We start from the raw sequence: 22,061 nt of genomic DNA, 5'->3' as shown, positions 1-22,061 counted from the left end.
TCCCCCATGAGTAACGAATGATTGCTCGCCAACCATGTCCATTAATGTCTGCTTCCGCATGCATCCTCAACTATGCTGCCCGAAACTCCAATAAAGGCTATCATTCCAAAATGCATTATTATTCAGGAATGACGAATGGTCCTTCTTCATGAAGCGCAACGTAAAGTCGAGAAGCACTTACGTGTTACAGCTAATCAACTTATATTCTCACCTAGATGTTGAAGATTTTTAGTGTACAGTTCCTTAGCAGACCACTCTTGGTAAGCTTCAGGCATAACAGTAGAACTCAATTCCTTCGTCGAACGCCCCTCTTGTTTCAGCGTGTTCACTTGGTCCAACAGATGCTGGAGGTAGACCTGCGCTTGCGAGATCCATTGTTTTCCTCCAACAGGTCCGTGTCCCGGGACAATTGTATCAATGTCCCACTGGTTCAGTTTCTCGAGAATGCTAATCCAATAGTGAATATCTCCGTCTACTACCAACATGTGATTCTGGATAGCAATCAAATCACCAACAAAACAGATTCTTTCATTGGGTAAATAGAGAAGTGAATCAGATGCAGTATGTCCGCCGCCAAGAGTATGACACTGTACTTCACGGGCAGTCCCTTGGAATGACCACTTAGACTCAAACGTCTCTGTGGGCAACACAAGCTGCAGTGTCGGTAGAGACTGTATAATCTCGTGCAGCGTAGAAATCTGGTTTCTAAGCTCTTCTGACTCTGCTTCATTCCTCAGCTTCCCGCGTTCTGCTTCGAGTGTAAAACATAGTCTTTGAACTCCTGAATACCGGTTTGCTGCTTAGCTATACGTGCGGGATGAATCTCCTGCATCAACTCTCTTGTTTGATTACTAGCCACAATATCGACATCACGAAATGCTTGATTTCCACGAACGTGGTCTCCGTGCCAATGGCTGTTGATCAAATGCGATATTGGCTTTCCTGTCAACACAGTCGCTACTTGTCTCAGCTCGGCAGCTGCTTGCTGTGTGTTCATGGAGTCGAACACTACGACGCTTTCTCCAGTATCGACAAATCCAGCATTCGCCATTGCTCCAGTTCCCTGATTGGCGATGGCTGCATACACCCCGTCGGCGACTAGATACACCGTAAAATGCTTAGTTGTTTCCTTAACTTTAGATACCGTCATTGATCTCAACTCCTATCGGTACTCGTTTACAAGGCTTCACAAATCATCGTATAGTCAAGAAAGGTCTGGAACAACTATTTGACTAAAGAGTAAATCAGTTGTGAATGGAGAATCGTCGTGTCCTGTGTTTTAAACGTCAGGCACCACGCCAAAATGAATGTTGGAATGCCCAAGTTTGGTAATTACAATGACAGTTCTGGTGGAATTTTTAGCATAGTTTATAATTAGGGCATGAAGTGGGTCAGCATTGGTTACGGACAAAGCGCTGAGGCCATCGATCGTTGGTGGACGAGACGCAATTGTTCACTATGGCGGTTATCGCAACGAGCGAGCCGTCAATACGTAGTAAGCTATGGACGGAGCGGTATGGTATGGATATCGGAAGGCAACAGTATGATTGGATTTGCAAGGCGCGTGGTAGGATGTTTGGGTTTTTGGAAGGGATCCCGCTAAATAAATTACAGCAGAAGGTTCCATACTTTGGCCATGAAACAATCATCGCGACCCAGTTCCACGTGGCAGATTCCTACCAGTTCTGGTTTGGTGAGATGGTGCGCCGGAATCCCGGCGCATATCAATCAGCGACTACGGACGAAGTTCAAAGAGCCGACCTTCAAAGTGTTCGTGACCGATTTTCGAAGGTAGACGAATTAGTCAAATGGTTCTTGGCTGAATACGATGGCAAATGGTTTGAGGAGATTACATTGGAAGTGCCATGGCAGAACGAGGTCTTGGTAGTAACACCCCTTTATCTCCTCACGCATGTACAGACACATGAGTTCCATCATAAGGGCCAAATCCTCATCATGGCAAAATACTTAGGATACACTCCGCCGGCTGACGACAGTCTGGGCGGACTGTAACTGTAATCGTCTGTGCCCGACTCAAGCATTGCGTGGGGATGCTAGACTATTCTATTCGCCGCATCCGAGGTATACAGGAACTCTCGTTTCTCCACCCAGCAGTGCAGGGAGTTCTTATCATGTGAATCCGCCGCTCTACCAATCCACCACTCTATTTTTTGTCGAACAGGATTGTTTTTACCCGTCTTGTTAGTGAGGCGTTAAACCGTGCATGATAAACTGCACGACTCGCTCAATTTCCTCTTCATCATTCCATTCACTTTCCGGCATAATGACTGCCCTTGTCAGGATGTAGCCTGCCATGGTACTGGCTGCCATGCGCATGAGGGTGAACGGAGGCAACTCAATGAGTTCTCCTCTTTCCTGAAAATGTTGAATGATAAACTCTAGCCGCCCAGATACCCGCGGAAACAGGTGATCCGTAAACTCGGCTCTCAGTTCGGGATGGAAAGGCAGTTCGTGAATCAGAATTTTGAGTGCAGCTGCGTTCTTTACTGCAAACTCCAATCGGTTGCGCATGAGAGCCCGTAGAAAGTCTTCGAAGTTCTCATAGTCCGTGTCTACAACCTTTTTAAAGTTTCGGATAACAAAGGGGCCAAAAAACTTCGATAGAGTGGGAGCAAGGATGGAGATGAGGAGATCCTTTTTCGTCTTGTAGTGACGGAAAATGGTACCTTCGGCCACTCCAGCCTTGCGGGCAATCTGGCTTGTCGAAGTTGCCGAATACCCCTGTTCCGCAAACATTTCCACGGCAGCTTCGATTATCTTTGCTTGCTTTTCTGTCATTTTGACTTCCTTATTGCTCTCAATCAGAGAGGACACCCACTCTTCCATGTTAGCGCTTGGTCTCCTTTTGTAAATTCCGGGTTTCGCTTAATTGTTTGTCTGGTCGTATGCCGCATAGTACTTACATTGGTTTAGTTTATCAAAAAACGTGCTACACTTTTCGGTATTTACGTAGCGCGATGACGTTTAGTGTCATAAAAACAACTGAAAATGCCAGCAAAACAATCAGATCCCTTTTCAAAGAGAGAAGGCCCTGTCCTCGAATCATAATGTTCCTCATGGCATCTGCTCCATAGTACAGCGGCATCAGTTTGCTTAACCATCTAAGCCACGTCGCCATGCTATCCATATTCAGCAGCCCGGAAAAGAAAACCTGAGGAACGATAACGAGCGGAATAAACTGCATCATCTCAAACTCGGAGTTTGCAAAGGAAGATAGAAAGATGCCTAATGTGAGGGCGCTCATAGACAGAAGCAGCGTCACGACAAGCAATGAGACGAGTTGCCCGTTCATCATCATACCGAGCACGTCTACTGAAAACCAGGCAATTAAAATCGCTTGAATGGCAGTGAACACACCAAATCCCACGACGTACCCGGCGACGATTTCCCATCGCCGAATGGGTGTGGCGATGAGGCGCTCTAAGGTGCCTGTGGTTCTTTCTTTGAGAAAAGAAATTCCTGCAACAAGAAAGACAAAGAAGAAGGCAAAAAAGCCAATCAGCACAGGTCCAAAGTTGTCAAAAGAGGACATGTCACCAGACCCGTACAAGTACTGTATTTTTGGCAGTACTTGTGACGCCGAGTTTCCAGAGAGGATCTGCAGCGATTTTTGCACAGTAAGAATTACTGCTTTGTTTTTGGAAGGATCGCTGCCCTCCAACACAACAGTTGGTCTGCCGTCACCGCCACTGATGTAAGCATCTAGCCGTTGAGACTTCAGGGCTTCCATGGCATTCTTAGCAGTTGCGTAGGACGATACCTGTACCTTTTGCTGAATCAAGCTTTGCTTGATGGGGGGTGGAACGTTTACAACACCGATTTTGGGATGATACGTGTTGCCATTGAAGACAAGTGAAATCAAGGTCAAGATAAGAATCGGCGCGAGAAGCATCAGGGCGATTGTTCGCTTGTCGTGCAAAAACTGATGCCAGATGCGTGCAACCAGTGCGAATACCCTCATTTCGGAACACCTCCGTAGTAGAGGAATGCTTCCTCAATGGATGCACTGTTTGTTTCTTGTTTCATCTTTTCTGGCGATCCCGCTGCAATCAACTCCCCATCCCGAATCATCCCCAACCTGTCACACTTCTCTGCCTCGTCCATGACGTGCGTGGTGACAATAATTGTGGTACCTGTCTCACTCATAGTGTGGAGTTCGTGCCAGATGGAGAGGCGTAAAACGGGATCGATACCTACGGTGGGCTCATCCAGAATTAAAATTCGAGGTCGATGGAGCAAGGATATAGCGAGGGATAACCGCCGTTTCATGCCGCCTGAGTAGGCGGATACAAGCTGCTTTTTGGCATCGGACAATTGCACTAATTCCAGTACCTCGTTTATGCGCAGTTGTTTAGCACTTCCCTTTAGGCCATAGAGGGAGGCAAAAAACTTCAAGTTTTCCATAGCCGTGAGCTCCGTATACAGTGAGTCCGATTGCGCCATATAACCGATGGTTCTGAGCATCGAGAGTTTTGGCATGAGCACGCCGCTTACCGAGACCGTTCCGGCAGTCGGCTTATCTAATCCAGCAATCAATCTGACAAGTGTTGTTTTGCCCGATCCGCTGGGTCCGAGAAGACCGAAAATCTGAGCCTTGTCGACGTCTAGACTGATATCTCGAAGGACAACCTTCTTTCCGAATGTTCGATGTACATGGCGTACTTCAACACTCTTCGTCACCCCATCACGCCCCATTATAGAATGTGAGTACTCACTCACTTTTGCTGCTAACATACCAGCAAGACAAAGGAGTTGTCAAGATGGATTCCGCACGTGAGTCATGCTACATTCTAGTAGGGTTTGTGGGACTGTGCAGGATGGAGGTTACATAGTGCAATCATCAGTGATTGAGTTTCATGGTGTTGATAAGAAATTTGTTGAGGGCGAGACAACTCGGTTGGTTCTTAAGAACATAACAGGTAGTGTACCTGAAGGGGAAACACTTGCATTGGTAGGACCTTCTGGGGCAGGTAAGAGTACACTCTTGTCACTATGCAACCTGTTGTTGACCCCCGATGCCGGCCAAGTGGTGGTTCTGGGCAAAGAGATTCGCGAATGGTCTATTCCGCAATTGAGACGAACTGTGGGGATGGTGTTTCAGACTGCGACGGTATTTCCCGGGACAGTTTACGATAACTTGAATTTGGGGCCCAAATTACGCGGAGAAAAAGTTGATGACGCGCAGAAATGGCTTCACGCACTGGATTTGCCTCAGAATTGGCTGTCACGAAACGCTGAAGAACTGTCAGGCGGGCAGAAGCAGCGCATTGCTTTAGCCCGAACCCTGGCCAACCGCCCGAAGATACTGCTGTTGGATGAGGTGACGTCTGCTCTTGATCCCACTTCGACACAAATTGTTGAGTCTCTGATAATGAACTGGAGAAAAGATACTGGAGGAACTGCCTTATGGGTAACACATCATTTACATCAAGCACGTCGACAGAGTACTGAGACTTGGTTCCTCGAAGATGGAGAATTGGTGGAAACGGGTCCGTCGGAACAACTGTTTACGGACCCTAAGGACGGCAGGACTCGAACGTTCTTACTGCAGCAACATGGCGGAGATGTCAGCCATGTTGACTCAAAGGATGATGTACAGTCAGAGGCAACCACCGCTGAGACTCCTCAACTCAAATCGGAAGGGGAGTCTATGAAATGAGCTTTGTGTCGCTGGGATTTACTCTCGCCTTTGTTGCCCTCGCCCTGATAGTGGCTGTGTGGAGACGACTCGGTATTGAGCGCGATTTGGTGATAGCTGTGATTCGTGCGACCATACAGTTGCTTGCTGTCGGCTATATTCTGAAGTTCGTGTTTACTGCGAAAACACCAGTTTACACCATTCTGATGGTTCTCCTCATGATTGGGGTAGCCGTTATGAACGCTAAAAATCGAGGGCAGGGTCTTCGCGGGATTTGGTGGAGACTCGCTATTGCGATTACGCTGACGACAGTCTTTACCGTTGGTTTTTTGCTGATTGTGCATATCATTCCATGGCAACCGAGATATGTAATACCACTGTCTGGACTGATGACAGGGAACTCGATGGTGCTGTCATCTCTGTTTCTCAATCGGCTGGCTTCTGAGACCCGTGCTCGAAAGGAGGAAATTAACGTGCTGCTCTCACTGGGCGCTGCTCCTCATCAGGCTGCACAGCACGTTGTCAAGCATTCCATCAAGGCCAGTATGATTCCTACAATAGATACGATGAAAACCATTGGACTTGTGCAACTTCCGGGCATCATGACCGGGTTGATTCTTGGCGGTGCAGATCCAATTCAAGCGGTGCGTTACCAATTGCTGATTATTTTCGCCTTATTGAGCGCCGCAGCTTTAACCAGTGTAACCCTAGGGATTTTGACGCAAGATTCGCTCTTTAATCGGCACCAGCAGGTTATCGAGTCGTTGCAGCGAAAAGAGGCCTAGCAAGCCAAGCCGGCTAGGTCAGGCTAGGTCAGCGGTGCGATTAGTGACTCGAAAGATCCCTATCAGCCGAAGTGGCGATGCGATAATGATCTCAAAGATCGCTAATGCTACCTGGCAAAGATATTAGTGTCATGAAAGGACACTAATATCGGTGGAGTCAGGGGGGACGTGGGTGATAGGGCGCAACGGGATCCCTAATGTGGACGGCTGATTGGAATAGTGATCGAATCGATCACTATTATTTGACCAGGCTCGAGATAGGGAGCGAAAGGATCACTAACCAACGTCATGAGGTACGAACTCGCCAAGATTCACGACCGCATCAATGTCCGCTGCTTGGGGACTGCCACATTTATCCTTTTAGCGGGTTTTGAGTTCATAAAGAGCATTTTTTTCCGCATGTCTTTTTCGCCGATCTCGTTCGCACTCGCGGGTCCCGCTGGGTTACTGCCGAAGCTGGCTGGCCGGGTCAGGCGTCGGCGAGTCAGGGGGCAGCGAGGCGATTAGTGACTCGAAAGATCCCTATCGGCCGAAGTGGCGATGCGATAATGATCTCAAAGATCGCTAATGCTACCTGGCAAAGATATTAGTGTCATGAATGGACACTAATATCGGTGGAGGCAGGGGGGACGTGGGTGATAGGGCGCAACGGGATCCCTAATGTGAACGGCTGATTGGAATAGTGATCGAATCGATCACTATTATTTGACCAGGCTTGCGATAGGGAGCGAAAGGATCACTAACCAAGGACCGGGACCATGGATATGAGAGGAATGCTGCATGACCCTGGTGTATCTCTGCCAGCATCGGCAACTGCAGCCTACACCTCTCCTGCCGCCACTCATACAGACTCACCCTGGCATTTGGTCAATACGGCGGAACATGCTGTTTCATGGAAACTGGACACCCAAATTTAAGTAAGCCTTGTAGCACGTCACGTGTGCGGCAAATTTGCAAACCGTAATCAGCCTTGCTGTGCACGGGCTTGACGGCGGTAACGGTATTGTGACCACTGAAATCGAATAAAGCACCCAACACAGAATCCGAGGATTGCTACAAACGCTGCTAATGCTACTAGGATGGCAAAAGTATAGCCTACAATTATCCAGTGGAACGTGAAGCCTAACAGAGAAAGGAACAAACAGCTTAGAGCAATGTACTGGTTAAACTGCTGTTGCTGCGCGTCTTCGGGAACATAGTCTGAGGGAGCTTTCCTTAAGAATAATTTCGCGCCCCTCATAATTGGATTAAAGTGAAATACCAGTCCCATAAGTCCAGCCAAAAGAGGAATGAACAAAACCCAGTAAACATGCAGGGTAAGAGAAAACACGACGGTTAAAACGATTGTCCATTGGTTTGTACGGACGAGCGGTCGCGGTATAGAAGCCGTCTTCATCATTAAATCACACCTAACATATCGGATTAATTTGATTATTGATCCGATTATCCATTTGCGAGTTCCGTTTGTCAATATGGGAAAGCAGGTTCCAATGTACAAATTAATTAGGTTATCCTGTTACAAGAGACAATGAATGTCTCAGACTAAAGTCTGATATGCGACTCGACTGTCGGCGGATGTGTAATAGATTAGAAGAGGGTATCTTGTTTGTATCGCATGTAATTTAACTTGGCGTGCCGATAGATAAGGTTTTGCAAAAAGGAGGAACACGGTGAGAACTCAAGACACGTACCAACTGGACTTGCATGAGAAACAAACGGGAATTGATAAGACGACCTTGGCGGTCGAAGCCAACGGACTGGTAAAAGTGTTCGGTACCAATCGGGCAGTGGACGGCGTTGATTTAAAGGTCAAGGCTGGGACGATTTATGGAGTACTTGGGCCGAACGGGGCGGGGAAAACAACAACGATTCGAATGTTGACAACCTTGTTGCGTCCAGACGGGGGTTCTGCGAAGATTTTCGGACATGATGTGCTGAAGGAACCGCATGTGGTTCGGCAGCTCATTGGTGTAACGGGGCAGTATGCGTCTGTTGACGAAACCCTGAGTGCGACAGAGAACCTGGTTCTGTTTTCGAGGCTGCTTGGACTCGGACGCAAGGAAGCGAGGAAGAAAGCGGCAGAGTTGCTGGAGGAGTTTGGGTTAACGGAAGCGGCCCGGCGTCCGCTGAAAAAATTCTCCGGCGGTATGAGACGTCGGCTGGATTTGGCTGCGAGTTTGATTGCGCAACCTCCGCTCATCTTTCTGGATGAGCCGACCACTGGTCTTGATCCGAGAACACGCGCACAAATGTGGGGGACTATCCGGCAACTTGTGAAAAACGGATCGACCGTATTGTTAACGACCCAGTATTTGGACGAAGCCGACCAACTTGCAGACAGAATTGCTGTCATCGATCACGGTCGCGTCGTCGCCGAAGGCACCGCCGACGAACTGAAGGCTTCCATTGGCGACTCATCGCTACAACTCCACGTGGAGGACAGCGCCCATCTGGAGCGAGTCAGCCAAGCGGTTTACGATGTGTTGGGTGTCACAGCTATTGTCAATGCGGACACAGGGAGAATCACGGCACCCATGAAAGACGCTGACAGGGTTGCTGACTTATTGATTACCCTTCGTAAAGAAGGAATTCGTTTGACTGAGATGAGCGTACAAAAGCCAACACTGGATGAAGTGTTCCTAAGTATTACCGGTCACGGGGTTGAAGACGAGAAGAAGAGTTCGGATGAAGCCAGTGACAAAGGGGTGATTTTATCGTGACGACGCAGACCACGCAGCGGATTGTTCCTGTACGAGACCGGAAACTAAAAAACCATGCAAGTTTTGGGCTGTCATTGCGTCACTCATTTACCATGGCCTACCGGGGACTGCTAAAGATTAAGCGCACGCCGGAACAGTTGTTCGATGTCACATTTGTACCGATTATCTTCACCGTAATGTTTACTTATATCTTTGGTGGTGCGATTTCAGGAAACGTACAAAGCTACTTGCCTGTGATTATTCCTGGAATCCTTGTACAAACCGTCATTACAACTTCCGTCGTAACGGGTGTGCAACTCCGAGAGGACATGGATAAGGGCGTGTTTGACAGGTTTAAGTCACTGCCAATTGCACGGATTTCACCGTTGGCGGGAGCATTGTTGGCTGACACAGTTCGATATGCCATTGCAACAACACTCACATTTTCCATGGGATATGTGATGGGCTATCGTCCCAACGGCGGCTTGGGGCATGTGGTGGTTGCAGGCATCCTTGTTATTGTCTGCTCATGGGCAATGAGCTGGATCTTCGCTTTCTTTGGTGTCATCGCCAGAACCGCTTCGAGTGTGCAGGGCATTTCTATGATGATTTTGTTTCCGCTCACGTTCTTATCCAACGCCTTTGTACCTGTGAAGACCATGCCGCACTGGTTGCAGTGGTTCGTGGACATTAATCCAATCTCACATTTGGTGACGGCGGTGAGGGACCTTACGAATACCGGATCGATTGGATCGGATTTATCCATTTCCCTTCTTGGCGCAGCCGTTGTTGTGGCTATATTTGCACCGCTCACAGTACGTGCCTATATGAGGCGAACATAGGAATGAAGATACAAGAGAACGAATGAAGCGTCGACGATCTCGATGAGCAGACGCCAGTCCTTTGTGCGGCTGCGAGTTGATAACCTGAGCAACCCAGTTTATCCTCCGGTATAGGTCTGCCGGGGGATTTTCGATTATTCATGTACATTTATACAGTGATGCAAATTGTGTATCCAAACAAAGGTCTGTGTCGTCTATAAAAAGAAGAGTCAGGCGGAAGGGGTGAAAACCCATCGGAGCGGATCGTGACAGCGATGCGGTTTTAGATATGCTGATGACAAAGTATTGGAGCGGGATTTGGAGCTACATCTATGCGACTGCAGGCAGCGTGACTGCGGCTGATGACCTGACCCAAGACGTCTTTATTAGTGCATATGAGCACTTGGATTCTTTTCAAGGAAAGTCGTCCTATAAGACATGGTTGTTTGTGATTGCTCGAAATCGGTGTAAGGACCATTTTAAATCTGCATTCATTCGTCGAGTCATTCCAGTGGGACATCACCAGCTTCGGGAGTACGCTTCAGACGTCTCAGCTTCTGCAGAAGAGAGTGCCATCGAGGCGATTACAGGTCATGCTCTCTGGAGAACAGTCCTGACCCTGAAGCGCCCGCAACGCGAAGTAGTGATACTGAGATTGCACCAGGAGATGTCGTTCAGAGAAATCGCCCGCGTCTTGAACATCCCTGAAGTGACCGCTAAAGCCAGGTATCGCCGGGCCGTAATGAAATTGGGGGAACGAGTGCAAAAGGAGGTGTTGGCTAGTGAGCTTTGACGATAAGCTGAAAGAACAGATACAATCTCTTCCTGCGCATGAGTTGACCGAGGACCGAAGGATGCGGGTATTGGCACGGGCCAGAGACCAGCGCTTCGGCAGAGGCCGCAGCAGAGGTCATTTTGAGCGATTCCGACGTTGGAAACAGACGGCATTGACGGTCGGGGCAGCGGTGCTTGTGCTGGGCGCGGTTGTAGGAGGAACCATGTATTACCATAAGCAACGGGCAATTCGCAGAATCAATTCGATGTTTACCGAAACCGAAGCCGGGCCTGGTGGAAGTGTGATACCAACACCCGTGGATACGCCTCAGTTCCGGAAAATGCTCGTCGATTTTTTTGCTTATCATTCCTCTTCAAATTCAAGCAGCAGTGTGACTGTGCCGGCCGGAAGTTCCTCGAGTTCCGGTACAACAGCAGGGAGCGAGCAGTCTTCCGCCACAGGCCCCAACGGTGCATTGTCGACCTCCAAAGCTGCATCAAGCATTTCGCACTTGGTGATTCGCTGGAGTGAGATCAAAGGCAACTACGCTTTTGTATTTTGTACGTATCTGAAACACAATCAAAAACATGTCGCGGATGTCATCGCACAAAAAGCGGCCAATGGTAACTGGGAACTGGTTATGAAATCTATGTCGCCCGACATAACAATTACAGCCCAGTCGCTCCTTAGGTACACATTCAATAAATACTTCCAACACATTGGTTACGGCGGCGGTCTTCCGAATCGTAAGAATCAGTTCATGTGGTGGAGCGGAGTAGTACCCGATTTCGCCATCACGCAGATAGTTATCACTCTGCAGAGTGGACAGAGGGTCACCGTGCCCGTCAAAGACCACGCGTATAGTTACGTTCAACTCCAGCCCCAATCAGGAACTACGTATGGACTTAGAAACATTCAGGGCTACAATGCTAAGGGCAAATTGATACATTCCTTTAATTAACACATCTGGTCGGACACAATTTCCTTTGGGATATAGACCTTCGAGCATTCGGTTCGAGACTGGCAGTGAATGAGAGCACGGCGCTATTCCCGTCGCCACCACCATGTGACACCGAGAATGCAGACGGCACCAACTATGCTGACCAAATAAGCCGTGTGAACCAGTCCGATTTTTTGTGCAACGGCTCCAAACAGTGGAAACCCTGCAATCATGAACAGTGAGAATCCAGTGGAATGTGCAGACAAAAGGGTTGCACGCTGCGCGGATGGAACGATGCGATTGAGACCTTGGTCTATCAAGGGATAAGACAGGTTGTCTGCGGCGGAGCCCAACAGGTAGCCTGCGCCGGACAACATGCCGGGAATCCAGGCAAAGGCCAGGAGTCCAATACTGGCCAATATGCCGGACGCCGTCATCGTGGCAGGTTCACTGAAGCGGCGAACAATCCGGTGCGTCATCCAACTTACAATTGCGCCAATTCCGTTTTCCGCCCCCGTCAAGACGCCAAGACCGATTAGGCTCCACCCTGCGTGCAGGAGCAGGGACTGTCCATAGAAGGAAAAAGTGGCCGTAAAGCCGGAAAGAATCGTACTAAAGACAATCCATTTGGCAAAGGCTTTGCTGCGTCGGGCAAAACGCACAGCCTCTACTGTGATGGTCAGTGCCGACAGCCGCGTTTCATTCGCACCTATGCGAGCCTCCCACGGTTCACGGATAAACAACACAGCAATGAAAGACAAAACATTGGCAATAGTGAAAGCCACGTAAATCGAAGACCAGGACCAGTTTGCAAGGCTTCCGCCGACGGCCTCTGCAATCCCCATGCTAATGAGTCCTATGGCAAACAGTCGACCTGAAATCGCCAAGTATTTATCTTTCATGCCAGCCCAGACAGTCGATTCATAGGCAATCGCAGCATCGCTGCCATTGGTCAACGTGATTTGTAAACCGCGTGCTGCAAAAGCTGCAACAAAGAGCCAAATACTTGCCGAAGAGAGGCAGAGTACCGTGTAGATAATACCGGCAACAGTGCTGAGACCCAGTGAGCGCTTCCAGCCAATTTTGTCCGCAAAAATCCCGATGGGTACGTCAGATGCAACTGCCACAAGGTGAAGTACAGCCTCCAGTAATCCCACCTGAAACAAGGAAAGACCCTTGTGCTGAAAATATACGACCCAGAGGCCGCCGTCGAACCACAGGTGAGAAATTCCGGAATAGGTATAAAGAACTGCGATGTTTTTGCGTCCAATTTGGGCTCTAGTCAACTTGCGGCTCAATTTACTACTGTCATTCGGTTGTGTCATCCTGCTGTATCCTCCGCTCAGTTCTATTTTCGTGGTTGTTTTGTCCTATCCATGAAAAAACCGCTCAGGGACATACCCCGAACGGCAACTGAACATTAAATGCTTACGTAATCCGAATCCAAAATCTCGTTGCAGGAGATTAGCCGGTGAGTGCAAGCATGCTCAATGAACCGCCGAAACAGGGCAGATCTGTCCCATTCGGCATTGACTTCGGTCCGAATTTGCGGATGTAAAACTGCCACGCAGGCGGATTCATCAGCACCCTTTAACACTCCTCTCTACAATACTCAGTTTAGACTAGCGTATGCTCGTTGGAGTGTCAATACGCGCTTTTGAGCATTCCTTCCAAGACAGAGTATGCGTCTCCAGGGGACTGTCCAACAATTTGAGGAGAGTTTGCTCTGTTCTCTATGCCCATTCCAAAATCGCGTCTCAAGCAGTGTTACAATATGGAAGATTGTCGCAAGGGCCAAAGGGTACAAGGGTAGAAGACCAGTATCTTGGTAGATTGCGCTGAGAGGAATGATCATCTCGTGAGAAACATGCACAATAAGGTTTTTGGAATAGCAGCAACGCTCGTGGCGTGCGCTGCCATGGTTGGATGTACAGAGAGTCCAAGTCCTCGAAATCAGGCAGCGGCTAAACATATTGAATCCACCGGATCGGCCTCCGTAACGTCACCAATCGTGTTTTACGTCCCTTACGCACTGCCTGCTGGCATGGTGCTGAAACGTGTCACCAGTTCATCATCGCAACTCCTGTTGGACTATGCCAAAACGGGCTATACTTCTGGAGCGAACACCACGCTTTCCATTCGTGAGAAGAAAGCTCCACACGGACGTATTTCGGCGTCGTCAAAGGACCTTGTGGGGCTGAGTCAAGGTTTGAAGGGGTACTATTTTACGACATCGGGAGGACAGGCGGTGATACAACAGCAGCTGTTATTCATTATTCCAACCCGACTGACTCACCGGCCATCCGTCATTGTCACAATGAGATGCTTTGAACCCCCAACTGCATTCAGCAAATCACAAGTGATTGAGGTGGCAAATGAGGTCTTGAAAAATGCGAAGATGAATGCAGGTTTCTAAGCGTCAACGTCTTGTTTTGTGTGAGGAGGAACTTGAGTGGATGAGAAGTTACTAGCTGAGAGATTCAAACGGTTTGCTGAGCATGAATGTAAAGGGTCATCACCGCTATATGAATTCTTGTCGCAACAGATTAGTGAAGATGGGGACTTGCTCGCACTAAGTTCGTTTTGCTCCTCCGGGCAACCTGTTCCCAACTTGTTTTTGGGTTCTGTGCACTATCTATTGTTGTTAGGTGTGAAGCATGAACTTGGAGAGTACTATGCGAGTCTAGCTAAGAATCCACGTAGTCCGGAGGGCTCGTTTCTTCCCTTTAAGGACTTTTGCCTGCAACACGGTAGCGAAATTATTAAGATTCTTCAAAGCAGACGTGTGCAAACCAACGAAGTGAGAAGATGCACTTATCTGTATCCAAGTTTTTGCTCTATTTACGAGAAAGTAAAAAGACCATTGGCTCTTGTAGAGTTGGGTACAAGTGCTGGATTACAGCTCTTATGGGACAAATACAATTACTCCTATGGCACAGAAGAGACCTATGGAGACATGGACTCGTCGGTTCACTTATCTGCGAAATTGAGAAATGGTACGCTGCCTCGCCTACCAAAAACCAGTCCGCCTGTAGTATCAAGAATTGGAATCGATTTGCATGTAGTCGACCTATCAAAGGAAGACGAGTACATATGGTTAAAGGCGCTCATATGGCCGGAACACGCGGACAGAATGGAGTGTTTTGAAAATGCGGCTGATTGCTTTCAGTCTCAATCTGCAGAGTTAATTGAGGGGGATGCCATTTCCTTACTGCCGCGAGTGGCCGGACAATCCCCTGACGAGTCAGTGCTATGTATCTTCCATACTCATGTGGCAAATCAGTTTTCTGAAGCACAGAAAGCTAAACTCCTAGATACTGTTCGGCATATCGGCGGCAAGCAAGACGTACTTCACCTCTACAACAACATAACGGATGTGGGCAGGTTGCACCTCGATTCATTTATTGACGGCAACGAGTCTCACGAGATTGTTGGTGATACTGATGGGCACGGCCGCTGGTTTGACTGGTCTTTCAGTTCTTAGCCTGACGTCTTTCTCACACGGACAGTCCTTCAGTCCACCCGCCAAGCAGTGTCTGGAATACACTAACGGTATTCGAGGGGGAAGGTGGTTTAGATGTCAAAACAGATTTCGCTGTTGGGCACACATTCGGCGAGTGATAACGCCGAGGTCGAGCAGTGTATTCTACCTTTAATTGTCCTGTTTTCCATCGCAGCTCAGGAAAACAGAGCGGGCGCTGCGGCCGGCCGTGCACGTGTCCCTAGGCCTGGGACACCATATGGAAGGGGTCCACAGCGTGCAGTCACAGGACTTCCTCCACTCGGGGGTCCGGGGAGCGCCGCGGGTGGCTACACGAGACCTCCAGGCATAGGTGCTAGACGGCCCGTAGTTCCAGGCGGACATAGACCCGGATTGCCCGTTCACCGCGGCTTTTACTAGTTTTTTGTAAACCAGATTAGAAAGACATAAGACAGTGTGCCAGCCATACGTTGGCACACTGTCTTATGATTGCCCGAAAACTACAGACTTCCCCTTCTACTTCCGGCGAATTTCTGCGGCACTTGTTACTTCATCTGTGATGTCGAATTGTGGGAACACCCGATGCAGCAATTCACTGTCCTGACTGTGCATCTCAGTAACAGCGCCAAAATAGCCCTCACCAACAAGTTGGAAAATACGATTTCTCCTCCGGTTTCTGCCCAGGGCATATCCCCGTCCCTCACTGTCTAAGAGCATAACATTGGCACTTCCGATACCAACCAACTCTGAAGCAACCTGCTCCAGCGCGTCAATTGTTCCCATGTGATTCAAGTATTTCTGGTATAACAGGAAGCCTATTTCACTGTCCGATTCGCCTTGAATGTTGTCTTTAAATTGGTCTCTAAACTCGTTGTGATTCTGAAAAAATCCGTTGTGAGCAAAGGCAAAGCGGCCAGGGTCCAAGTATGGTTGCCCGTTTTCCGGAGTCAATGTCTTAAAAAAGGACGGTCGACGCAGATGAAAGAGGCACGAGACTGCTTCCTTTGGTGCGAGTTTCATCTGGTTCTTGTATTCCGCCTCTAAAGTACCAGCAGAAACAAAGTGATGTAGATGTCCATTGGGACTAACCCATGAGACACCCCACCCAAAACCAGCGATGCCGAAGTGTTCAACGGACACTGCCCATGGCAAAACATCGGCAAGCGGGAAGGGCGAATGTTTGGCTAAGTAGAGGAGTTCACACATGAGGCTGCACGCCTTCGCCGAAAGTGTCAGCTTTGATTTCGGTCTCCAACTGAGAAACGAGTCCTTTCTTCGTCTTCATGTACCAAACTCCGTTCGCAACAGCAAAATAATAAATGCCAAGTGACAGAACAGCCACAATGATGGACATCCATGGTTCAGGAATCAAATGAAGTCCTCCAAAGTTTCCAATTCCTGCACATGCTAGAATCACAATGAAGTACACAATGAGCCATAAACCGCCGCGAATCTCCGCTATATCGTTTTTGTGATAAACATGGGAGATTCCATAGGCGATAAAGCAGAAAATGAGAACGTAGATGGAGAATTGGAGTTTGCTCCACTTGTCCCAGTAGACAATTAACGTTGAGACCATAAACGCTAGTGGCGCGTATACGCTCATGCCTTTGATAGTCTTACCCTTAGACAGGCCGACGCGCCGAAACACCATCACTGATATAGAACCAACCGAGAAGGCATACACAGCAATGACACCTGTTAAAGAAATAATTCCATACCAGCTCTTTAGGGGGACAAGAAAGAACAAACCAATAACAAAATTTAGAATGAGCCCGCGAGTGGGAACGCCCCATTTTGGGTTAACGTCATCAAAAAAACGCGGAAAGAAACGATTCTTCGCCAAGCCCATGACATTACGTGCGTTGCTTGCGGTATAGGAGAAGCTTGATCCCGCCGGGGACACCACAGCATCTGCTGCCAGAATCCAGTAGAGCCACATGAGATTAAGCCCCAAGGCCACGTCGAGAAACGGAGACCGCAAATTGACACCACTCCACCCGTGAGCCAAATCTTTTGCAGGAACGCCTCCGAGAAATGTAATTTCCAGCAGGATGTAGAGCACAATAGAAATCAAAATGGTAGTTAGGATAGCTAGTGGAACATTACGCTGTGGATTACGAACTTCTCCAGACAAATCAATCGCATTACGAAATCCGGTGTAGGCAAAAATGATGCCTGCCGTCGCAACAGCGCTCAGTCCGGCACCAGCACCATAAGGAGCGAACCCACCATATTTACTAAAGTGACTGCCATGGAATCCCGCGATGAAAAGGGAGATAATTGTCAACACGGGAACGATAAACTTCAGAGTCGTAACAAAGGTGTTGACCTGCCCAAATAGCTTCACACCAAAATAATTAATGACGACGAACACCGCCATGAGTACGATGGCTAATAGAATTCCGATGAACGTCAAGTGCCCATTACCTTTGTCGTACAACGCCGGCCAAAACTTGCTGACATACTGAACGACACCAGACGCTTCGGTCGGAGGGTTTGCGACAAACCCAAACCAGATGGCTAAGCCAATTACTGCGGACACCATCGAACCGTTGGAGTATTGTGGATAACGAACGAGACCCCCCGATTCAGGTTTCACCATTCCCAGTTCAGAAAAAACAAGTCCGACGAGAAGCATAGCAATGCCGCCAATAATCCACGTGATAATCGATTCAGGCCCGGCTAACTGGGCTGCTTTCCAAGCGCCAAACAGCCAGCCAGAACCAATGACTCCACCTAGAGCCGCTGCAGTCAATGACCAGAAACCTAGATTTTTCTTGAGGTATTGTTTATTGTCCACTGTAGTCTGTTCACTCCTTTACTCGTGGGATGCATAAATTATATATTATTCTTAACTTTTATAATATACAAACATTTCATTTGGAGGCGTACTTATGTATATACCAAAGCCGTACCGTCTTGATGATGATGAGGCAATTGAAATGATGAGGTCGTTCCCGTTCGCGGTACTGGTAACTCTCGATGAGGGTCGTCCCATTGCGACACACATTCCGATTGAAATTCGTGAAAGAGATGGGAAGACTTACGCTTTAGGGCACATTGCTTACGGGAACGAGCAGAAAGTCACCTTAGAAGGCAACTCAAATGTCTTACTCATTTTCCAAGGCCCACACAGCTATATTTCTTCAAGTTGGTATGAAGCAGAGAATGTGCCTACGTGGAACTATTTGGCGGTACATGCCTATGGAACTTCCCGCATTATCGGTGGAGACGAATTAGAAATTTACATGAGATCCCTGTTGCGACGTTACGAATCTACCAGAGCACACGGAAGAACCTGGGAAACCTTTGGTTCTGAGTATCTCCAAAATAAAATAAATGGTATTGTTGTATTTGAAATTGAAATCACTTCCATACAGTCTTCGGCAAAAATGAGTCAAAACCGGAATGACCGGGACTATAAAGCGATTGTTACAGAACTTGAGAAATTGGAAAACGAGGACGCCACTCAGGTTGCAAAATGGATGCGTACTCATCGTCCACAGGTGTTTTGAGGAGTTTTTCACGGCAGCTTGAGCCCCACTTTCCATTACTGGAGCTGTATGGCCCACGGCGGAATTGGAGGTTCTCAACTTGATGGTGAGGTCGAGTAAGCATTGGAAGAGACTCTTTGCGGCTGCATCTATTCTGCTGCTGGCCACGCTAGGGGCAGTCATCTATTATTTGAAATTTTATCATGAAAACTTGAATCGTTCGCTTCCTTTGACAGTTACTACGAAGTTAAACGAGTCGCAGGAGAGGGTCGGCTACCGTCTTTGGTTTGCCTATATGAAGCAATATGAGAAAGCTAGTACCAACCGATGGCAAAAGATTACGTTCCCAGGCTACACTCGAATCCAAGTCCTTGCTGGGAATCAGAATACGTTTGCTGTTGGAGTGACATTCAAGGTGAATGTTACGGCAGGCATCTGGTCGACTCATCACAGTTGGGGCCATGTAAGTAGGAAGGGGTTAATCCAAAACATTCAGTGGACGCTGCGCATTCATAAGACAGGGCCAAAGCAATACACCCTTGAGCAGATTCAACCAACCCAGTCAACAGTGGCGGGTCTGCCGCCGGTTAAATACCAGTACCAAAAAGCAGCAGGCATCAAGGTTCCAAGTCGAACGGATACATACAAGTTTCCGCATCAACATCTATCAGTGACATATGATGCTGGAAAGCATTGGACTTCCGTACCGGTTCAATACCAGAATTTGTACGCTGGGGATTACAGCGGCGCAAAAAACGCACTCATTAAGGGCAGCTACATCATAACACCCAAGCGAACAGCATTCATCGCTACAGACGGAAAAAACTCTTGGGTGCTGATGTCATCTGATATGGGAATGTCATGGCATAAATCACGACTGCCAGCAGTCATTCAAGGTGTGCGTATGCGGTTGATAGATTTTACATCCAAGAATGACGGTCACGTCATTCTCAGCGGCGGACGAGTGATGAGTCAGGAAGGAAACATTGTCTTCACAACCACCGACGGCGGTAGACATTGGGTCGAAACGGGCGGTGCGCCAGTTGGCTATCTCTTGACAGGCGGAGGGTTTATTAGTAAACAGATTGGTTTTGAATCGTTCGGATCACGCGGGAATCCAGCAATGCCTGTCCTTTATCGAACAACCGATGAAGGGAAGACTTGGTCAAAGGTTACAGTGCCCGTCCCGCCGCAGTACCAAGGCGTCTTTACGGTTGCGCAGATGCCGACCTTCAATGGGCAGGAAGGCGTGATGCTGGTGAACCAGGGTCCGGAGGGTGACTTTGAAGGCGGAAAAGTGATGGCACGTTTTATTTCACTGGACAAAGGCGCATCTTGGCAGTTCGCCAACTTAGTTGACCCAAACAATGTGCTGTACAAAGGCAAACACGGTGGCTGAAAATTCAACCACCTACCTTCAACAAATGGTAAGGCGAGACACAGTACAGATATGTTTGGTGACGCTCCCCAATGTTGTTGTATAATCCTGCGATGCGTCGGACTGGTCGCGTCACCAAGGTCCTTGGGGAGGGCCTCCAGGCTGGCGAAAATCTGGTCTTGGTCTTTGCGGTCTGCGACTCAAACCAGGGAGATTCTGACTAGGGTGAAATGGCATAGGGTATCCAGGGCGTGGTCTTTGCACGGGGATTGGACGTCCCCAAGCGTCTACATATTGCTGTCGGCGCGGTTGTAGAGTTTGCGGAGGCATCATTGTGACGGGTGCTGCTAATGGATACGGTTGCGTTCCCGGTCCTGTGTGCATCGGTGCGCCTGCGCCGGCTCCCTGTGGTCGACGTTGTCTAGGGGAGCCTTCGATGCCGACTGGTGGTTGCCCTGGATACGCAGAGTTTCTGGGGTGAGCAGGTCCCTTAAAAGTTGGCCTTCGTTGGGGCTGCCGAAGCTGTTGTTGAGACTGTATACCGGATTGGCGTTGAGGTACAGGGAGAACAGAACCTTGGTTTGGCAATGCAAAACCAGGATTTGACTGGGGCGTCTTGCCTTCACTAGAGAGACCAGAAGTCCCTTCCTGGCTGTCGTCCTCTGCCTCATCGTCGCTCTTGCGCATGAAACGCTTTATCATGTCAAATATCATTTATTCCACCCTCCTGTTTTCCGTGTATAGGATGCAATTCCAAATGAAGCGGCAACGTACAGTTGGCTAGAGACCTTGTATTGCAACTGAGAATTGTGTTTGTTCCGGTTTATCAATAAAAGTTCTGTGAGACTCGTATGAAATACTCTATTTCACTGGATTGCGGGTGAGTTTATGTTAATGCAATTACTTCCGGACACGCCTTTTCACTTTTCTGAAATGCTGAAGCGGCCGCTGTCGCGTCCGTCAGGGGTTGCCTTAGTTAATGCAGAGACCAATTCGTATACCACGGTATTAAGGCTCTTAGGCAAACTCATACCTGTGACGGTATGGGGAGTGGGTTCGATAGATAATACTGTGCTACAAGCAGAGTACCCTGATGATTTATCTGAAGCCGAAAATAAACAGGTTGTTCGGCAATTGAGACATATATTTGCCATGGATTCTGATTTAGCCGGTTTTTATTCAACGTTGTCTCATGACAAACGATGGGAAGGTTTACTCAAACGGTTTCGCGGCTTGCGTCCGATTCAAGATAGCAATTTGTTTGAGTCGATGGTTCGAATCGTGATTGGGCAACAGCTGAATGTGAAGTTTGCGGCAACGCTTGTAGAAAGGCTCGTAAAGCTAAATGACGAAGCCGTGAACTGGCACGATGAGGTCATCCCCGTATTCCCTGGGCCAGAGACCGTTGCAAGTTGGTCCTACGATGAGTTGCGTCAGCAATCATTTAGCCAACGGAAAGCAGAGTACGTGATTGACTTTGCGCGATTGGTTGTGGATGGAAAAGTTGATTTGGATGACCTGTGGTCAATGGAAAGTGAGCAAGTCTTCGCAAAAATGCTTGCCATTCGAGGCGTTGGCCGGTGGACGGTCGAGTGTTTTCTTCTCTTCGGTATGGGAAGAGAAGACCTAATACCTGCGGGGGATATCGGAATTCAGAATGCCCTTCAGAAACTTTACAGTCTTTCTTATAGGCCTAAGGAAGTTGAAGTAAGGGAATTTGCTGAAGAATGGTCCCCATATCGAAGTTATGCCACCTACTATCTGTGGCAGAGCCTGCTTTGAGTTTGAAAAATGTTCATCATCATTCGATTTTCTGTGTCTTGTCTTGTGCTACACTTTACATAGTTGAATATGAACCTTCGGGGCAGGGTGAAATTCCCGACCGGCGGTGACATTGCGCAGCAATGGAGCCCGCGACTCGTCTTCTGAGAACGTCTGTAGACGACTGATTTGGTGAAATTCCAAAGCCGACGGTATAGTCCGGATGGGAGAAGGTGAAGTTGCAGTGTGACAAAAGTGTCACGCT

The 22,061-nt window shown here is 48.4% G+C and carries 23 protein-coding genes and 1 riboswitch; of the genes, 13 read left to right on the top strand and 10 right to left on the bottom strand.

Going from position 1 to position 22,061, the window contains the following annotated elements:
* Positions 1-194 precede the first annotated feature (194 nt).
* Together GI364_RS14560 and GI364_RS14555 are read right to left on the bottom strand one after the other, a co-directional pair.
* Complete coding sequence (locus GI364_RS14560; protein ID WP_198849985.1) at positions 195-647, bottom strand: MBL fold metallo-hydrolase; 453 nt, start codon at positions 645-647, stop codon at positions 195-197.
* A gap of 86 nt (positions 648-733) precedes the next feature.
* Entirely contained in the window at positions 734-1,150 is a 417-nt protein-coding gene (locus GI364_RS14555) for an MBL fold metallo-hydrolase (RefSeq protein ID WP_198849984.1), read from the bottom strand.
* Positions 1,151-1,521: 371 nt separating this feature from the next.
* Here GI364_RS14555 and GI364_RS14550 point away from each other — a divergent pair, with 371 nt between their 5' ends.
* Positions 1,522-2,013, top strand: a complete 492-nt coding sequence (locus tag GI364_RS14550) for a DinB family protein (protein WP_198849983.1) — start codon at positions 1,522-1,524, stop codon at positions 2,011-2,013.
* A 189-nt stretch (positions 2,014-2,202) separates the two neighbouring features.
* On the opposite strand, the gene GI364_RS14545 is transcribed toward GI364_RS14550, so the two are convergent.
* The 3 genes from GI364_RS14545 to GI364_RS14535 form a co-directional block, all read right to left on the bottom strand.
* Positions 2,203-2,847: a TetR/AcrR family transcriptional regulator gene (locus GI364_RS14545; RefSeq protein WP_198849982.1), complete on the bottom strand. Its 645-nt coding sequence runs from the start codon at positions 2,845-2,847 to the stop codon at positions 2,203-2,205.
* Positions 2,848-2,950: 103 nt separating this feature from the next.
* The gene (locus GI364_RS14540) at positions 2,951-3,982 is read right to left on the bottom strand and encodes an ABC transporter permease (protein WP_198849981.1); all 1,032 of its coding nucleotides are present in this window, start codon (positions 3,980-3,982) and stop codon (positions 2,951-2,953) included.
* Positions 3,979-4,701: an ABC transporter ATP-binding protein gene (locus tag GI364_RS14535; RefSeq protein WP_370541781.1), complete on the bottom strand. Its 723-nt coding sequence runs from the start codon at positions 4,699-4,701 to the stop codon at positions 3,979-3,981. The genes GI364_RS14540 and GI364_RS14535 overlap by 4 nt, the downstream gene beginning before the upstream one ends.
* A 151-nt stretch (positions 4,702-4,852) precedes the next feature.
* Between GI364_RS14535 and GI364_RS14530 the strand changes: the two genes are divergently transcribed.
* The gene (locus GI364_RS14530) at positions 4,853-5,680 is read left to right on the top strand and encodes an ABC transporter ATP-binding protein (protein WP_233095806.1); all 828 of its coding nucleotides are present in this window, start codon (positions 4,853-4,855) and stop codon (positions 5,678-5,680) included.
* Positions 5,677-6,444, top strand: coding sequence for an ABC transporter permease (fetB, locus tag GI364_RS14525; protein ID WP_198849978.1), 768 nt, complete (start codon positions 5,677-5,679; stop codon positions 6,442-6,444). The genes GI364_RS14530 and fetB overlap by 4 nt, the downstream gene beginning before the upstream one ends.
* A gap of 964 nt (positions 6,445-7,408) precedes the next feature.
* Here the strand turns inward: fetB and GI364_RS14520 are convergent.
* Positions 7,409-7,843 carry a DUF4395 domain-containing protein gene (locus GI364_RS14520; protein ID WP_198849977.1) on the bottom strand — a complete coding sequence of 145 codons (435 nt, stop codon included), beginning with the start codon at positions 7,841-7,843 and terminating at the stop codon, positions 7,409-7,411.
* A gap of 301 nt (positions 7,844-8,144) precedes the next feature.
* Here GI364_RS14520 and GI364_RS14515 point away from each other — a divergent pair, with 301 nt between their 5' ends.
* The 4 genes from GI364_RS14515 (at position 8,145) to GI364_RS14500 (ending at position 11,700) form a co-directional block, all read left to right on the top strand.
* Complete coding sequence (locus tag GI364_RS14515) at positions 8,145-9,164, top strand: ATP-binding cassette domain-containing protein (protein WP_198854039.1); 1,020 nt, start codon at positions 8,145-8,147, stop codon at positions 9,162-9,164.
* Complete coding sequence (locus tag GI364_RS14510) at positions 9,161-9,985, top strand: ABC transporter permease (protein WP_233095805.1); 825 nt, start codon at positions 9,161-9,163, stop codon at positions 9,983-9,985. The genes GI364_RS14515 and GI364_RS14510 overlap by 4 nt, the downstream gene beginning before the upstream one ends.
* A 268-nt stretch (positions 9,986-10,253) precedes the next feature.
* On the top strand, positions 10,254-10,757 hold the full coding sequence (locus GI364_RS14505; protein WP_198849976.1) for an RNA polymerase sigma factor: 504 nt from the start codon (positions 10,254-10,256) through the stop codon (positions 10,755-10,757).
* Positions 10,747-11,700, top strand: coding sequence for a hypothetical protein (locus GI364_RS14500; RefSeq protein WP_198849975.1), 954 nt, complete (start codon positions 10,747-10,749; stop codon positions 11,698-11,700). The genes GI364_RS14505 and GI364_RS14500 overlap by 11 nt, the downstream gene beginning before the upstream one ends.
* Before the next feature lie 83 nt (positions 11,701-11,783).
* Here the strand turns inward: GI364_RS14500 and GI364_RS14495 are convergent, their stop codons facing one another.
* On the bottom strand, positions 11,784-13,004 hold the full coding sequence (locus tag GI364_RS14495) for an MFS transporter (RefSeq protein WP_198849974.1): 1,221 nt from the start codon (positions 13,002-13,004) through the stop codon (positions 11,784-11,786).
* A 533-nt stretch (positions 13,005-13,537) separates the two neighbouring features.
* Here GI364_RS14495 and GI364_RS14490 point away from each other — a divergent pair.
* The 3 genes from GI364_RS14490 to GI364_RS14480 all read left to right on the top strand — a co-directional run bounded on the left by GI364_RS14490 (position 13,538) and on the right by GI364_RS14480 (position 15,580).
* Entirely contained in the window at positions 13,538-14,095 is a 558-nt protein-coding gene (locus GI364_RS14490) for a hypothetical protein (protein ID WP_198849973.1), read from the top strand.
* A 36-nt stretch (positions 14,096-14,131) separates the two neighbouring features.
* Positions 14,132-15,163, top strand: coding sequence for a DUF2332 domain-containing protein (locus GI364_RS14485; RefSeq protein ID WP_198849972.1), 1,032 nt, complete (start codon positions 14,132-14,134; stop codon positions 15,161-15,163).
* Positions 15,164-15,256: 93 nt separating this feature from the next.
* Positions 15,257-15,580 (top strand): hypothetical protein, encoded by a 324-nt coding sequence (locus GI364_RS14480; protein WP_198849971.1) that lies wholly within the window; start codon positions 15,257-15,259, stop codon positions 15,578-15,580.
* A gap of 96 nt (positions 15,581-15,676) precedes the next feature.
* Here the strand turns inward: GI364_RS14480 and GI364_RS14475 are convergent, their stop codons facing one another.
* Both GI364_RS14475 and GI364_RS14470 read right to left on the bottom strand, forming a co-directional pair.
* Positions 15,677-16,366: a class II glutamine amidotransferase domain-containing protein gene (locus GI364_RS14475; RefSeq protein ID WP_198849970.1), complete on the bottom strand. Its 690-nt coding sequence runs from the start codon at positions 16,364-16,366 to the stop codon at positions 15,677-15,679.
* Positions 16,359-17,963 carry an APC family permease gene (locus GI364_RS14470; RefSeq protein WP_198849969.1) on the bottom strand — a complete coding sequence of 535 codons (1,605 nt, stop codon included), beginning with the start codon at positions 17,961-17,963 and terminating at the stop codon, positions 16,359-16,361. Before GI364_RS14470 ends, GI364_RS14475 begins: the two co-directional genes overlap by 8 nt.
* A 94-nt stretch (positions 17,964-18,057) precedes the next feature.
* Here GI364_RS14470 and GI364_RS14465 point away from each other — a divergent pair, with 94 nt between their 5' ends.
* Positions 18,058-18,678 carry an FMN-binding negative transcriptional regulator gene (locus GI364_RS14465; RefSeq protein WP_198849968.1) on the top strand — a complete coding sequence of 207 codons (621 nt, stop codon included), beginning with the start codon at positions 18,058-18,060 and terminating at the stop codon, positions 18,676-18,678.
* 79 nt (positions 18,679-18,757) lie between these two features.
* Positions 18,758-20,056 (top strand): WD40/YVTN/BNR-like repeat-containing protein, encoded by a 1,299-nt coding sequence (locus GI364_RS14460; RefSeq protein WP_198849967.1) that lies wholly within the window; start codon positions 18,758-18,760, stop codon positions 20,054-20,056.
* A gap of 111 nt (positions 20,057-20,167) precedes the next feature.
* Here GI364_RS14460 and GI364_RS14455 read toward each other — a convergent pair whose 3' ends face one another.
* Positions 20,168-20,749: a hypothetical protein gene (locus GI364_RS14455; protein WP_198849966.1), complete on the bottom strand. Its 582-nt coding sequence runs from the start codon at positions 20,747-20,749 to the stop codon at positions 20,168-20,170.
* 174 nt (positions 20,750-20,923) lie between these two features.
* Between GI364_RS14455 and GI364_RS14450 the strand changes: the two genes are divergently transcribed.
* Positions 20,924-21,817 (top strand): DNA-3-methyladenine glycosylase family protein, encoded by an 894-nt coding sequence (locus GI364_RS14450; protein ID WP_198849965.1) that lies wholly within the window; start codon positions 20,924-20,926, stop codon positions 21,815-21,817.
* 69 nt (positions 21,818-21,886) lie between these two features.
* Positions 21,887-22,035: riboswitch (FMN riboswitch) on the top strand.
* Positions 22,036-22,061 lie beyond the last annotated feature (26 nt).

The sequence above is a fragment of the Alicyclobacillus sp. SO9 genome (assembly GCF_016406125.1).
Taxonomy (GTDB): Bacteria; Bacillota; Bacilli; order Alicyclobacillales; family Alicyclobacillaceae; genus SO9.
Note: the sequence above shows the minus strand (reverse complement) of the source record. Positions and strands in the feature narration are given on the sequence as shown.